At 64.1% G+C, this 14,443-nt stretch carries 11 protein-coding genes; 8 read left to right on the top strand and 3 right to left on the bottom strand.

What is annotated here, in order from left to right; all coding sequences use genetic code 11:
* Positions 1-2: 2 nt before the first annotated feature.
* The 8 genes from IB279_RS16060 (at position 3) to IB279_RS16025 (ending at position 10,148) form a co-directional block, all read left to right on the top strand.
* Positions 3-1,835, top strand: a complete 1,833-nt coding sequence (locus IB279_RS16060; protein ID WP_309142282.1) for a dipeptide ABC transporter ATP-binding protein — start codon at positions 3-5, stop codon at positions 1,833-1,835.
* 90 nt (positions 1,836-1,925) lie between these two features.
* A complete protein-coding gene (locus IB279_RS16055; protein WP_370689612.1) occupies positions 1,926-3,413 on the top strand; it encodes an ABC transporter substrate-binding protein in 1,488 nt (495 codons plus the stop codon).
* Between the two features lie 63 nt (positions 3,414-3,476).
* A complete protein-coding gene (locus tag IB279_RS16050; RefSeq protein WP_060581038.1) occupies positions 3,477-4,400 on the top strand; it encodes an ABC transporter permease in 924 nt (307 codons plus the stop codon).
* Positions 4,401-4,404: 4 nt separating this feature from the next.
* Positions 4,405-5,259: an ABC transporter permease gene (locus IB279_RS16045; protein WP_060644790.1), complete on the top strand. Its 855-nt coding sequence runs from the start codon at positions 4,405-4,407 to the stop codon at positions 5,257-5,259.
* Positions 5,256-6,995, top strand: a complete 1,740-nt coding sequence (locus IB279_RS16040) for a peptidase M14 (protein ID WP_113504694.1) — start codon at positions 5,256-5,258, stop codon at positions 6,993-6,995. Before IB279_RS16045 ends, IB279_RS16040 begins: the two co-directional genes overlap by 4 nt.
* A gap of 315 nt (positions 6,996-7,310) precedes the next feature.
* Positions 7,311-7,985: a response regulator transcription factor gene (locus IB279_RS16035; protein ID WP_060521968.1), complete on the top strand. Its 675-nt coding sequence runs from the start codon at positions 7,311-7,313 to the stop codon at positions 7,983-7,985.
* Positions 7,982-9,319 (top strand): HAMP domain-containing sensor histidine kinase, encoded by a 1,338-nt coding sequence (locus IB279_RS16030; protein ID WP_060521967.1) that lies wholly within the window; start codon positions 7,982-7,984, stop codon positions 9,317-9,319. Before IB279_RS16035 ends, IB279_RS16030 begins: the two co-directional genes overlap by 4 nt.
* A gap of 202 nt (positions 9,320-9,521) precedes the next feature.
* Positions 9,522-10,148 carry an outer membrane protein gene (locus IB279_RS16025; RefSeq protein WP_051659706.1) on the top strand — a complete coding sequence of 209 codons (627 nt, stop codon included), beginning with the start codon at positions 9,522-9,524 and terminating at the stop codon, positions 10,146-10,148.
* A gap of 75 nt (positions 10,149-10,223) precedes the next feature.
* Here the strand turns inward: IB279_RS16025 and IB279_RS16020 are convergent, their stop codons facing one another.
* The 3 genes from IB279_RS16020 to IB279_RS16010 all read right to left on the bottom strand — a co-directional run bounded on the left by IB279_RS16020 (position 10,224) and on the right by IB279_RS16010 (position 14,436).
* A complete protein-coding gene (locus IB279_RS16020) occupies positions 10,224-11,753 on the bottom strand; it encodes an FGGY-family carbohydrate kinase (RefSeq protein ID WP_090296791.1) in 1,530 nt (509 codons plus the stop codon).
* A 119-nt stretch (positions 11,754-11,872) separates the two neighbouring features.
* A complete protein-coding gene (locus IB279_RS16015) occupies positions 11,873-12,691 on the bottom strand; it encodes a class I fructose-bisphosphate aldolase (protein WP_180316482.1) in 819 nt (272 codons plus the stop codon).
* Positions 12,688-14,436 carry a glycerol-3-phosphate dehydrogenase/oxidase gene (locus IB279_RS16010; protein ID WP_192339344.1) on the bottom strand — a complete coding sequence of 583 codons (1,749 nt, stop codon included), beginning with the start codon at positions 14,434-14,436 and terminating at the stop codon, positions 12,688-12,690. Before IB279_RS16010 ends, IB279_RS16015 begins: the two co-directional genes overlap by 4 nt.
* Positions 14,437-14,443: the final 7 nt, after the last annotated feature.

Here is a 14,443-nt window from a genome sequence, read left to right as displayed (position 1 = left end):
GCGTGACCGTCGATACGCCTGCGCCCCTGCTCGCCGTTGAGAAGCTTTCCGTCGCCTTCAACGGCAATCCTGTCGTCGAAGACCTGAGCTTCACGGTGACGCCCGGCCGGACGCTCGCAATCGTCGGCGAATCCGGCTCCGGCAAATCGGTGACGTCGCTGTCGATCATGCGGCTCTCGGACATGATGGGCGGCCAGTTTCCGACCGGCCGCATCCTGTTTCGCGGCAAGGACGGCGAAATCGATCTGACGAGCGCCCCGCAGAAGACCATGCGCGCGATCCGCGGCAAGGAGATCGCCATGATCTTCCAGGAGCCGATGACGTCCTTGAACCCGGTCTTTACCATCGGCGACCAGGTCGCCGAAGTGTTGATGCTGCACGAGAAGATGACCAAGGCCGAAGCGCTCGTCGAGACGCGCCGCCTGCTCGACATGGTGCGCCTTCCTGATTCTGCAGAACTGATCGGCCGCTATCCGCACCAGCTTTCCGGCGGCATGCGCCAGCGCGTCATGATCGCCATGGCGCTTGCCTGCCGGCCGAAACTGCTGATCGCCGACGAGCCGACGACGGCGCTCGACGTCACCATCCAGGCGCAGATCCTGACGATCATCCGCGACCTCCAGAAAAAACTCGGCATGGCGGTGATCTTCATCACCCATGACATGGGTGTCGTCGCCGAAATGGCCGACGACGTCGTCGTCATGTGGAAGGGCCGCAAGGTCGAGGAAGGTCCGGTCGGCGAGATCTTCGCAAGCCCCAAGCACCCCTATACCCAGACGCTGCTTTCCGCCGTGCCGAAACTCGGCAGCATGACCGGCGAGGAATTCCCGAAGCGCCTGCCTCTGACCATGATGATCGACGGCGAACCGAAGCGCGTCGGCGAAACCCATATCCAGCGCACCGCCCGCTACGACGCGGCACCGATCCTTTCGGTGCGTGATCTCGTCACCCGCTTCGACGTGCGCAAGAACCTTTTCGGCAAGGCGACGCACCGCGTGCACGCCATCGAAAACGTCAGCTTCGACATTTTCCCGGGTGAAACGCTGGCGCTGGTCGGCGAGAGCGGCTCGGGCAAGTCGACGATCGGTCGCACGATCCAGCAACTGCAGAACGCAACCTCGGGCGAGATCCTCTTTGGCGGTCGCCCGGTCTCGGCCATGAGCTATGCCGAGCGGCAGCGGCTGAAGCAGGAAATCCAGTACATCTTCCAGGATCCCTTCGCCTCGCTCGACCCGCGCAAGACCGTGGGCTTCTCGATCGCCCAACCTATCCGCACCCACGGCCTGATCCTCGGTGAAAAGGACATCGAAAAGCGCGTGCATGAATTGCTGGAGCGCGTCGGACTGACGCCCGCGCACGCCAAGCGTTACCCGCACGAATTCTCCGGCGGCCAGCGCCAGCGCGTCTGCATTGCGCGTGCGCTCGCCTCCCGTCCCAAGCTGATCATCGCCGACGAGGCGCTGTCGGCTCTCGACGTCTCGATCCAGGCGCAGATCATCAACCTGTTCATGGAGCTGCAGGAACAGGAGGGTCTCGCCTATCTCTTCATCAGCCATGACATGGCGGTGGTCGAACGCATGAGCCACCGCGTCGCCGTGCTCTATCTCGGCCAGGTCATGGAGTTCGGCAGCCGCCAGCAGGTCTTCGAGACGCCGTCCCATCCCTATACTCGCCGGCTGCTTTCCGCGGTGCCCGTCGCCGAGCCCGGCAAGGGTCGCGAGCGCGCCATGCTGGAGGGCGAGATCCCGAGCCCGATCCGCCGCGTCGGCGACGAACCCGCGGTGCTGCCGCGCAAAGAAATCGCCCCTGGCCATTACGTGGCCAAGGGTGCGTGAGCCGCTTTCTCTTCTCAGGAAGGCTGTCGAAACAGGAGTGAGTAAATGATCAACAAAAAGGGGATCCACGCCGCTTTCATCGCCCTTGCGATGGCGGGTAGTTTCATGACCGCAGCCCCGGCCTTTGCCGCCGGCACGCTGACGGTATCTTCGCCGCAGGATCCGGGAAGCTGGGACCCGGTCGACACCTTCCTCGTCAACTGGGCGTCGGTTGCCACCAACATCTATGACGGCCTGACCTATCGCGGTCCGGATCTGAAGCTCGTGCCCGGCCTTGCTACTGCTTGGGAAGAGCTCGACGGCGGCAAGCGCCTGCGCTTCACGCTGCGCGAGGGCGTCAAGTTCCACAACGGTGAGCCCTTCAATGCAGAAGCAGTGAAGTTCACCTTCGACCGCCTGCTCGGCGAAGAAGGCTCCAAGGGTCCGCAGAAGTCCAACTATGCCGTGATCGAAAAGGTCGAGATCGTCGACGAAAAGACAGTCGACCTCGTCCTGAAGACGCCGGATCCGGTGCTTCTCACCAAGCTCGCCGGCTATGGCGCGATGATCGTGCCGCCGAAGTACATCCAGGAAAAGGGTGAGGACTACTTCAACGCCCATCCTGTTGGCACCGGCCCGTTCAAGTTCGTCTCCTACGAGCCGAAGGTCGGCATCAAGCTCGAAGCCTTCGCAGATCATTGGGGCGGCGCGCCGAAGCTTTCCAACCTCAACTACCGCTTCATTTCGGAGCCGGCGACCGCCGTTGCCGAGCTGCAGGCCGGCCGCGTCGATCTCGTCATCCCGCCGACCATTCCGATCGGCATGATCCCGACGATCCAGGGCGATAGCAATCTGGAGATCGTCTCCAGCGCCGGCCCGACGGTCTACGCGCTGCGATTCAACACGCGCGACGGCATCACCAAGGATCCGAAGGTCCGCAAGGCGCTGATCCTCGGCGTCGACCGCGACACCATCATCCAGTCGATCCTCGCCGGCCAGGCGGATCCGATCGCCAGTTTCCAGGGCAAGCTCTCCTTCGGCTTCGACCCGGCGATGAAGCCGCTGCCGTACGATCCGGAACAGGCAAAAGCGCTTCTGAAGGAAGCCGGCGTTGCGCCGGGCGCTTCCGTGCAGATCGACGTTCGCGGTAACGACGCGACCTTCAACGAGGTCGTGCAGGCTATCGCAAGCTACCTGCAGCTGATCGGCATCAACGCGACGATCAAGCCCTATGAAACCAACGTTCTCTTGAACGACATCATCCCGGCCGGCAAGACCGGCGCGCTGTTCCAGCAGTCCTGGGGCGGCTGGACGCTCGACTACGACAACACCGCCTACTCGATGTACCACTCGGGCGAAAAGTGGAACCCGTACGACAAGGACGCGGAACTCGACAAGCTGCTCGAATCGCAGCGTTCGATCACCGACCAGGCAAAGCGCGAGGAGATCCTCAAGCAGATCGCCAACTACGCCGCAGACCGTTCGCTCGAAATGCCGCTCTATAACCTCAACGCCATCTTCGGCGTGAGCAAGCGCGTCAAGAACTTCACGCCGGTGCCGGATAGCCGCCTGCGGCTGACGGACGTGACGGTCGAGTAATACAGGCCGGTCCGTCGCCTCACGCTTGAGGCGGCGGACCATTTTTCCAAAAGGGCGGGTCACTTGGCCGGATTTCTGATCAAACGTTTTCTGCAGGCGGTCTTCGTCGTGTTCGTCGTGACACTGACCGTCTCCTATGCCATCCGGTTCACCGGTGACCCCGCGCTAATGCTGGCGCAGGGCGCTGGCAGCGTCACCGAGGCCGACCTCGTGCGCATCCGCGAGGGGCTCGGCCTCAACCAGCCGTTCCTGGCGCAATATGCCGATTTCATCACGGGCATGTTCAGGCTCGATTTCGGCCGCTCCTTCATGGGCGGTACGCCTGTTTCGCAGCTGATCGCCTCTGCGCTGCCGGCGACCATGCTGCTCGCCTTCGCCTCGCTGATGGTCTCGATCGCGATTTCCATTCCGCTCGGCATCCGCGCCGCCGTCGCCCGCGGCAAGTGGGCCGACCAGACAATCCGCATTCTGTCGCTCGTTGGGCTTTCCTTCCCGAACTTCTGGCTTGCGATCATGCTGGTCCTGTTGTTCTCGATCGTCCTCAAATGGCTGCCGCCAAGCGGCATGGACGGTTTTGCAAGCTTCATCATGCCGGCGCTGACCATGGGCATCATCCTGACGGCGACCAATGTGCGCCTGGTGCGCACCGCGATGCTGGAAACCTTGCAGTCGCAATACATCATGGTCGCGCGCGCCAAGGGCCTCAGCGAAAGCAAGGTGCTCTACAAGCACGCACTTCGTAACTGCGCGATCCCGCTGATCACCTATTTCGGCCTGCAGTTCGGCGGCCTGCTCGGCGGCATCGTCGTCGTCGAGCTGGTGTTCAACTGGCCGGGCATGGGCACGCTCGCCTTCGACGCGGTCGCCTCACGCGATTACCCCGTGCTTCAGGCGGTCATAACCGTGCTTTCGCTAATGATCGTGTTCGTCAATCTTCTGGTCGACATCGCCTATGGCCTCGTCGATCCGCGCATCCGGACGGAGTGAGCCGATGTCGTCAAAGGCTTCCAGCACCCGCTTCGCCCGCTTCCGCAACCTCGAATTCATCCTCGGAGCGCTGCTCACCGGCGGCATCTGCCTCGCCGTTCTCTTCTCTGGCGTGCTCTTTCCCGGCGGCGTCGACAAGATCGACCTGATGGCGCGGCTGACGCCGCCCTTCGTCAATTGGGCCCATCCGCTCGGCACCGACCCGCTTGGCCGCGACGTGCTGGCTCGCGTGGTTGCCGGCGGCAAGATCTCGCTGCTCGTCGGCCTGACGTCGGTTGCCGGCGCCGTCGTCGTCGGCGTGGTCATGGGGCTTGTCTCCGGCTACTATCGCGGCTTCTGGGACATGCTCGTCATGCGCTTTGCCGATGTGCAGCTGGCGCTCCCCTTCATCCTGCTGGCGATCACCTTCATCGCCATCGTCGGCGGCGGGCTCGGCAATACCATCATCCTGCTGATCGTCTCGCAGTGGGTGCAATATGCGCGTCTCGTGCGCGGCTCGGTCCTGTCTCTGCGCGAGCGCGAGTTCATCCAGTCGGCCCGAGCCATCGGCGTTCGCGATTACAGGATCCTGTTCCAGCACCTGTTGCCGAACCTGATCGGCCCGGTGATCGTGCTGATGACGCTCAACGTCGCCAACAACATCCTGCTCGAAAGCAGCCTCACCTTCCTCGGCCTCGGCGTCGATCCGCTGATCCCGAGCTGGGGCGGCATGCTGGCCGACGGCCGCACCTACCTGCAGAACGCCTGGTGGGTCAGCGTCTTCCCGGGCCTTGCGATCCTGCTCACCGTTCTCGGCCTCAATCTTCTCGGCGACTGGCTGCGTGACAGCCTCGACCCAACCGGTAGAACTTCACGATGACGACGATTTTCGAAGGCGCCTTCGAGCGCACCCTCGACACGCTTCTGACCACCTACGGCAAGGAGGCCGCCCGCGGAACCAAGCTCGAAGCCTGGCTGTTCGACGATGCCGCCAGCCGTAAGGCCGCCGAACAGAAACTGGCAAGCTTCGGCGTCAAGGCGGCGCTCAGGAGCGCCTACAAGCCGCTGCTGCATTTCTTCCTGGAAGAAGTGGATCGCGCAGCCCTCGCAAGCGTCGTCGTCCACTATCCCCAGCACGAGGGCGCGCCTCAGAACCGCTTCCTGCTCGAAGCCTATCCGCTCGCAGCCCTCGTCGGCGATGCCGAGATCCGCTTCGAGGCCGTCAGCGCCAAGGCCTTCACCTACGATGTCGCGTTGACCTTCCGTGACGGGCGCCAGGAAAACCACGCCGTCTTTGCGCCGAACCGCATCCACACCGACTTCATCGGCGAGACGCTTTTGTCGCCGACCGGCTGGATCCGCCTCGACGAGGGCTGCGACAAGCATCGCGAATGCCACGTCGATACCGACTATGAGCGGCTTTTTGCCGGCACGATGCAGGCGATCTCCGATCATGCCTGGGGTGACAGCGAGCCCTATTTCGAAGAGCTCAACATCCGCGTGACCCTGCCGATCACCGACTTCCGCCTGCCTGTCGGCGAGGAAGTCATCAGCCTTCGCGAAGCGCTGCACGAGGACTTCTATTTCTCGCTGCTCGAAGTCTTCCAGAAGAAGTCCGGCCGCCCGCTCGGCGACCGTGGCCTGAAGCCCGGCCAGATCGTGCCGGAGATCGTCTTCGGCGTCGGCAAGCCCACCGTCGTCGTCAAGGCGCGGCCGCTGCAGGCGACGGATGTCGAAGGCGAAACCCTGCCGCTCGACACCGCCGAGGCACCGCTGGCGGTGGCGCAGATCCATGCCGAACTCGCCGCGATCGACGGCCAGCCCTTCGAGGCCAGGTCGCGTGCCGGCCGGCCGGTGAAGGCCCGCTATCACAAGGGAAGCGATGCGCCGGTCATGATCAGCGGCGGACAGCATCCGAACGAGACGACCGGCATCGTCGGCGTGCTTCGCGCCGCCCAGGCGCTCGCCGCCCGCACCGGTAGCCACTTCACCATCTCGCCGCTCGAAAACCCCGACGGCTATGCCGTGCACCAGCGGCTGCGCGTCGACAACCCGCTGCACATGCACCATGCCGCCCGCTACACCGCCCTTGGCGACGATCTCGAATACCGCACCGGTGCAGCACTCAACGAGCGCGAGATCCGTAAGGAGGCGGAGCGGCTGACCGGCGCGCAGCTGCACGTCAACCTGCACGGCTATCCCTCGCATGAGTGGACGCGGCCGCTTTCGGGCTACGTGCCACGCGGTTTTGCCATGTGGACCCTGCCTAAGGGCTTCTTCCTGATCATGCGCCACCACGCCGAATGGGAAGCGCGCGCCGAACAGCTGATCGCGGAAGTCACCGAGCGACTTGCGGCCGTTCCGGGCCTGCTCGCCTACAACGACGCCCAGATCGCGCTTTACGAGACGCATGCCGGCGAGACCGGTTTCCGCATCATCAACGGCTTCCCCTGCATGATCTCCGTCGACGACCGCCACACGGCACCGCTGACGCTGATCACCGAGTACCCGGATGAGACAATCTACGGCGATGCCTTCATTGCCGGCCATGAGGCTCAGAAGGAAACGGTGCTTGCGGCCTATGATGCGTTCCAGCGGATCATGGCCGTCGCCTGACCTCCGTCATTTGGCCGGTCCGTGCCGCTGCGTACCCTTGCGCAGCGACACATCGTTTGACGGTCTGCGCCTTGCGCGGCAGCGCCCGCCCGGCGCTGCCGCGCAAGGCGATTTTTGAGGGCTCTTTTCCGATCGCTCGCCCCGCAAATGCGCGGCTATTCTCTCCGTCCCATCCGAATACGGTAAGCCCCGGCCGCTCTGCATTGCCGGGCTCCCGTTCTCGCCGCTAGAAAGGCAGCGAAAGGCCGCAACGTTGTTGCAATCCTCGTCCACCAGACGTGAACGAGACACGCCTATCGGATTCGGAGATATTCAATGCGCCTGCTCCTTGTCGAGGATGAGCTGGAAATGGCGGCAGCACTCAGTGCCGCACTCAGCCGCTATGACATGATCCTCGACCATGCACCGTCGATCGACCATGCGATGGCGGCGCTGGCCAACCAGGTTCACGACGGCATCATCCTCGACCGGCAACTGCCCGACGGCGATGGCCTGTCGCTGATCCCGCGGGTGCGTGCGTTACGATCGGGTATCCCGGTAATCGTGCTGACGGCGCGCAGCGCCATCGACGAACGGGTCAGGGGCCTCGACATGGGCGCCGACGACTATCTCGCCAAGCCGTTCGCCGTGGAGGAGTTGCTGGCGCGCATCCGTGCCCTGATGCGACGTTCACCTGATATTGCGCCGATCACCGCCCGCATCGGCCAGCTGATCTTCGATTTCGAAGGCAGACAGGCCCGCGTCGACGGCCGGGTGCTGGACCTGCCGCGGCGGGAACTCCTGGTGCTGGAGGCACTGGCACGACGGCAGGGGCGCACGGTGCAGCGCTCGACGCTGGAGGAATCCGTCTACGGCTATGACGACGAGATCCAGTCCAATTCCCTCGACGCGCACGTCTCGCGGCTGCGCCGCAAGCTCTCGGAAACCGGTGCCGGCGTTGAAATTCACAGCATCCGCGGCGTTGGCTACCTTCTGAGACCCTCTCCATGACGAACGCTTCCACCAACTCGCTGAAGAAGCGTCTGATCTGGCAGATCCTGACCTTTCAGGTGCTGCTGTTGATGGCGGTCATCGCCGGCTTCATGGCCTTGCTGACGCGCGCCGATCTCGGCGGCAAGTTCCTCGACGCCGACGCCGCGTCGATCGCGGCCGGGGCAATCCGGCCGGATCCCGCCGGTGGACTGACGCTGGTTGAGACGCCGCAACTGCTTGCCATGCGGGCCGAGTCCGCCGATTTCTGGTTCGTCGCACGCAACGAACGCGGTGACATGATCCGCAGCGGACCGGTGCCGGACGCCTATCGCAGCATTGGCGAGCACCTCGACCGCATCGCCTTTGGCGATATGCGTGACAGCATCGAGCCCTATACTCTCTCGTCGATCGTGCGCTCGGTAACCACGGACAACGGCACCTATACGGTGCTTGCCGGCGGAGGGCGGCTCTGGAGCGCGTCCTTCGCGGTGTTCATCCTGGCAAACCTTCTGCTTTTGCCGATCGTCTTGATCGTGGTGCTGATCCCGGCCTTCGCGATCCCGATCATCGTAAGGCGCGCCTTTGCCGGTCTTGCCGAAGTTGTCGACCAGGCAAAGACGATCGATGTCGAGCGCCGCGGTGCCCGGCTGCCCGATCATCGCATCCCCGGCGAAGTGCGACCGCTCGTTGAGGCGTTCAACGGCGCACTGCAGCGGCTCGATGAGGGGTACGAGCGCCGCCAGCGCTTTATCCTCGACGCGGCACACGAGCTTCGAACCCCGGTTGCGATCCTGCACACGCGCCTGGAAAGCATGGAGGCCGGCCCGCTCAGGAACCGCCTGCTGATCGATTCCAATCGCATTGCCGGGCTTGCCGAACAGTTGCTCGACCTCGAACGCATCGATCGCGACGGCACGGATTTCGGGCAGCTCGACCTGGTTTCGCTCTGCCGCGACGTGACGGCCGACCTCGCCCCGCTTGCGCTTTCGGCCGGCTGCGACCTTTCCTTCGCTCCGGGCACGGAGCGCGTCGTCGTGCGCGGCGATACCGGCGCCATCGAGCGGGCGGTCACCAACCTCGTGCGCAACGCCATCGAACACGCCGGCGGCCTGATCACGATCCGGGTGGAGCGCGGCGGCGTGATCGAGGTTACCGACGAAGGTCCCGGCATACCGGAGCGGGAACGGGCCCGGATCTTCGAGCCCTTCCATCGCCTGCAGCCGCGGGACCATGGCGCCGGCCTCGGCTTGCATCTGGTCAGCGAGATCATCGGCCGCCACAAGGGTCACATCTCGGTGGTCGATGATCCCAAGGGCGGCGCCTGCTTCCGCATCACCTTGCCTGCCGGCTAGGATTTTCCTCAGTCGGCGTATGGTTAACAGATAACTAACAACAAAATCAGTAACTTAGACAAGTTGCGCAATGTTGGTGCAATCCGTGGGGCCGACAAAGGCCGTGTACCGTCCAAACATCGCCATCCCACCCCAAGGGTGAAGCGCACATGGGAGGACGCAAGCGCCATCAAGGCGCGTTTCCTATGCACGGAGCAAGAAAATGCGGCAGTCCAGCAAGTTTTCCATCTGGTCGGGTCTTACCCTTCTCGCCCTCTGCGGCGCACAGCCGTCCCAGGCGGCTGATTTCTCCGCCCCCACCTATCAGGACCCGCCGGCCTTCAGCTGGAGCGGCGCCTATGTCGGTGCCCATGGCGGCCTTGGCTTTACCGGCAGCCCCAACCCGTTCGCCGACCGCAATGGCGTCGCGCTCGGCGTCCAGGCCGGCTACAACATGCAGGCCGGCCCCGGCATCGTCGGGGCGGAAATCGAAGGCTCCTATCTCGGCGACACCGAGCACAAGGTCAACGGCGGCAAGCTCAAGGAGAAATGGCGCGGCGCCATCAAGGCGAAGGCGGGTCTCACCTTCGACCAGACGCTCGTCTACGGCACGGCCGGCTACGCCATGACCAGCTACAAGAAGGGCGGCGACGTGCGTAACGACGTCGGCTTCAAGGGCGGCTACCTGCTCGGCGCCGGCGTGGAACAGGCCTTTGCCGGCGGCCTTTCCGCCAAGCTCGAATACAACTACATCACGACGCCCGATGTCCGCACCCACACGAGCTCAGGCTCCAGCGAGAAAGACATCAACAGCCACGTCATCAAGGCCGGCATCAACATGCGTTTCTGACGGGTCCGACGGTTTGCGGCGGCGCTGCAACGTTCCTCCCAGCAGCGCCCCGACAGACCGATGCCCCTGCCCTGATCACTCCGCCGCTTCCCGCGCCGATCGCTCGGGCGTTGCAAGCCGGCGCCAGATCGGCGCCATGGCAGCGGCGATCTCGCCGTAAAGCGCAAAGCGCCTGTCATAATGCGCGGCAAGTGCAGGGTTTGGACGGTAGTGGCGCTCGGTCTTGACCATCGCCGCAGCACCGGCGGAGATATCGGCGAAAAAGCCGATGCCGGCGCCAGCCGTAATCGCGGCGCCGAGCGCGCCGGTCTCGCGTGAACGGGCGACCGTCACCGGCACGTCAAGCACGTCGGCGAAGATCTGCGGCCAGATCAGGCTGCGCGATCCGCCACCCGAAAGCACCGCCTCCTCGAAGCGAGCCCCAGCTGCGCGCAACGCCGCGATATGCTGGCGATGGCCGAAGGCGACGCCTTCAAGCACGGCGCGGACCAGATGACCCTTGCCGTGCCAGCCGGCGACGCCGTAGAAGCCAGCGCGCGCGTTGCCGTCCTGCTGAGCGCCATAGAGAAACGGATGGTAGAGCGGGTCATCAGAGGCCGGCGTGACCTCGGCTGCCAGCTGGCAGCAGAGATCGAAGGGCGACCGGCCATCCTTGCCGTCGTGCGGGAAGAGCTCGCGCACCAGCCATTCCAGATTGGCCGCCGACGTGGCACTCGCCTCGATCGCCATGTAGCGCTTGCGATCGAACGTCGAGGACATGAAGAGCGGATGTGAGAGATCAGGCTGGTCGATGATCACCTGGTTGATGCTCCAGGTGCCGGCGATGATCGAGGCAGCACCGGTGCGGGTGACGCCCGAGCCGATTGCCGAAGCGACCACGTCGAAGAGCCCACCGACAACGGGTGTGCCGGCAGCCAGACCCGTCTGCGCCGCCGCTTCCTCGGTAACGCGTCCGACGATATCGGCGCTTTCGGCGAGATCGGGCAGCAGGTCCATGTCTTCGCCGAGGCCATAGGCCTTCATTAATGCCGCATCGTAACGCCTACCGGCGACATCGAGCAGGCCCGCGCCGCTCATGTCCGAGACGTCGCTGACGCGCGCGCCGGTCAGGCGATTGATGACGAAGTCCTTGCAGAGAAACACCGTGCCGATTTTTTCAAACTGGTCAGGCCGATGGCGCTTCAGCCAGGCAAGCAGGGTCGGCGTTTGTGATGGCCAGGGCTTCTGCCCGGCGATCGGATAGGTTCGCTCGCCGACGCCTGCGGCCTGCCACTCCTCGACGAGGCCGGCGGCGCGAGTGTCGAGCGACTGTATGCCGACAAGCGGTTCTCCGTCTCGATCGAGCGCGTAGAGACCGTTGCCGTGCCCGGCGCAACCGATCGCCGCGATCTCGCTGGCATCGATGCCGGCGCGCTCGATGCAGGCGCGGATCACCACCTTGGCATGGCTCCACAGTTCGCCAAGCCCACGCTCGACATGGCCGGGCATCGGCACATGGCTGTGCCCTTCTTCCGCGGCCATCGCGATCTCGTTGCCGTCACGATCGAAAAGTACCGTCTTGATCACGGTGTTCCCGGCGTCGATCCCGAGCAGATACTTACCCATTGCCGAACCCCTCCCCAAGGTCCTTAATCCATTTGCCGGAACGCCGCCGGTGTCCTCACAGCGGCAGCGTTCCTCTTGCGCCGGAGCATCGCTGGTGAAGCGGTTCCGGCTGAGCGATTTCAACCGCGCTGGTAGAGCGCGTAGGCTTCTTCGCCGCTTACATCCTCATGGATGATCGCCATCAGGCCGCGCACAACGGCGCTCGGATTGGCGTGCTGGTAGATGTTGCGCCCATAGACCATGCCCATTGCGCCCTGACGCATCAAGGCCGCCGACTTGTCGAAGACGTTGCGCAAGTCCTCCTTGCCGCCGCCACGCACGAGAACCGGGCAGCGCGCCGCCTCGACGACCCGGTGGAAATCCTCGGCATTGGTGGTCGGGTCCGCCTTGACGATGTCAGCGCCCATCTCGCGCGCAAGCCGGGTCAGCGTCACGATCTTCTCGGCGTCGCCATCGACCATGTAGCCGCCGTGCTCGGTCACCGGCTGCATCACCAGCGGCTCGATCATCAACGGCATGCCGTACTTGTCGCAATCGGCCCGCACGCGCGAGATGTTGGCGACGCATTGGCGGAAGAGATCGGGCTCGTCCGGCAGCATGAAGAGGTTGACGACGACGCAGGCCGCGTCCATCGCCAGCGCGCCGATCAACGGTTCGGCCTCGTTCTGCAACACGGCCCACATGTGCCGGTGGCGGATGCGGTTATAGGGGTTGCCCATGTCGAGACGCATGACCAGCGCCGGCTTGTCCTTGCCCGGCACCTCCTGCAACAGATCCGCCTGGCCAAAATTCATCTGGATCGCATCCGGTGCGGCCGCGACCAGCGCCTTGACCACGGCTGACATGTCTTCAAGACCATTGAGGAAGGAGGGTTCGTTGCAGACGCCATGATCGATCGCGACGTCGAGGCAACGTCCACCGCCGAACAGACGGTTCATCCGGACCTTGCTGTTGTTTCGCATAATGCACTCCTTTGTTCGTTCCGTACGGATAGGGTTTCCTCGTCGACGCCATGGCGCTCGACGAGAAGGGCAAGAAATCGCTTACGCTCGACCGCGACACGCGGCGGCAACCATTGCTTTTCGATGGCAAGCACGGCGAGCACCGCATCCACCATGTCGAGCGAGAGCTCGCCGGTGATTGCGAGCGTCGTGCGGCGCAGCAGCAGGTCCTCGAGATGTTCGACGGCTTCGCTGCGGATCAGGTATTGCAGCTCGCGCGCGGAGTAATCCCGATGCGGCAAGGCATGGTCAGCGCCGGCGGCGATGAGATCGGCAACGTCTCGCGCGCCCGTTCCATAGCGGACGAAAAGCACTTGCATGCGCTCCCGCGAAAGCCCGGTGGCTGCCGCAACATCATCGACCCATCGGTCGCGATCGGAGGGATAGTCTTGCCCGCCACCGATGGCACGTTCTCCGGTGCTGACATGGCGCTGTTTTACGAGCCGTTCCAGGGTGAGGTCGGCCGCCATTTCGCCGAAGGAGCGGAACGTCGTCCATTTGCCGCCGATCATGCAGAGCACCGGCGGACCGCCCTCAACACCCTCCACGAAGGTGCAGAAATGGTCGCGCGGGATGCGACCGGTGAAGCTGTCCTGGCTCGCCGGCAGCGGCCGTACGCCCGAGAACTGGAACACCACCTCTTCCGGCCTGATCCGGATGTCTGGCAGGACGAAGGCGAGCGACTGCAGGATGTAGTCGCGCTCGTCGGCTTCGCAGCGCACGGTTTCGGGATCATCGACACGAATGTCCGTCGAGCCCACCAGCACCTTGCCGAGATATGGAAAGAGGATGCAGATGCGGCCATCCTCGTTCTCGTAATAGATCATGTGGCCGTTAAGCGCTTCCATGAGTTGGGCATTGTCGATGATCAGATGCGAGCCCTTGGTGCCGCCCATCAACGGGGCCGGCTTCGACGTTGCGGGAAACAGTGCGCCGTTGGCGATATCGATCCAGCCGCCGGTAGCGTTGATGATGAGGCCGGGCTCGATCGCAGCGACGGCGCCGGTGACATCGTCCTTCAGTTCGTAGCGTCCGGGTGCGGCCAGCGTCAGTTCGGCGTAGTTCAGCGCCTGCGCGTGAGAACCGGCGGCAAGCCCGTCCTTCAACAGCTCGATTCCGAGACGTTCCGGCTGGCTGACCCAGGCGTCGTAATAGGTCGCGGAACTCTTGATGTCGGGATTGAGCGCCGGCCAGCGTGCAAGCGTCGTGCGCCGCCCGCGGAAGGCATGCTTCGGCATCAGCGCCCGCTTGCGCGTCAGGAAATCATAGATGCCAAGGCCCATCTTTACGGCGACGGCGCCACGGCGGCTTGGCCGCCGCGTCAATCCCAGGAAGCGAACCGCGCCATTGGCAAGGCCCGAGAAGATGTCGAAGATCGGCACGGTCGTGGGCAGCGGCGCCACGTAATGCGGCGCGTTCTTCAGCAGCCGATCGCGTTCGACCAGCGATTCCCTGACCAGGCTGAACTCGCCATTTTCGAGATAGCGAAGACCGCCATGCACCATGCGTGACAGCGCCGCACTCGCGCCCGAACAGTAGTCGTGCTTCTCGACGAGCAGCACGTTCACCCCCTGCAGCGCCAGTTCACGAAAGACGCTGAGGCCGTTGATGCCGCCGCCGAGGACGCACACGTCCACATTCGGGCTCTTGGCGAGCCCGTTGAAAATCTCTTCCCGGTTCATGATGGCA

The organism is Ensifer sp. ENS06, from assembly GCF_014852205.1.
Taxonomy (GTDB): Bacteria; Pseudomonadota; Alphaproteobacteria; order Rhizobiales; family Rhizobiaceae; genus Ensifer; species Ensifer adhaerens.
This window is presented reverse-complemented; position numbering and strand designations above follow the sequence as displayed.